At 64.5% G+C, this 467-nt stretch carries 1 protein-coding gene; it reads left to right on the forward strand.

What is annotated here, in order from left to right:
* Positions 1 to 230: 230 nt before the first annotated feature.
* The coding region (locus tag ACLZOT_RS49935; protein ID WP_416975976.1) for a hypothetical protein at positions 231 to 467 on the forward strand (237 nt) is incomplete at its 3' end.

Consider the following 467-nt stretch of genomic DNA (forward strand, 5'->3'; position numbering starts at 1 on the left):
GGCTCCGACGAGGTCGTCGACTACCGGGGCGGCAGCCTCTTCCACATCGAGTCGCAGCGGCTGGACCTCCGGCTCGCCTACGCACAGGCCGTGCTGCATGTGTGGGACGGCATCTGACGGGCAGTCGCACCGTGTTGGCAACCGCGAACCTCTCCGTGTACCACGGAGGTTGGCGCTCCGATAATCTGTGCGGCGGTCACTGGATCACAACTACGGGGAGAGATACGGGGATGGCGGACTTCCAGATCGATGTCGATCGAATGAAGACCCTGATCAACAGGTTGGACCAGGTGGACGACCGCATGCGGGGCGCCCAGGAGCGGCTCAACAAGGTGGGCCCCAAGGGACTGGGCACGGATGGGCTCGACAACGCCTGCGACGACTTCCAGGACGACTGGGGCGACGGAATCAAGCGGATCGCCGACTCGGCGAAGCAGCTGCACGAGGGACTCAAGAAGACCGTCGAG

The sequence above is a fragment of the Streptomyces sp. 4F14 genome (assembly GCF_048159485.1).
GTDB lineage: Bacteria > Actinomycetota > Actinomycetes > Streptomycetales > Streptomycetaceae > Streptomyces.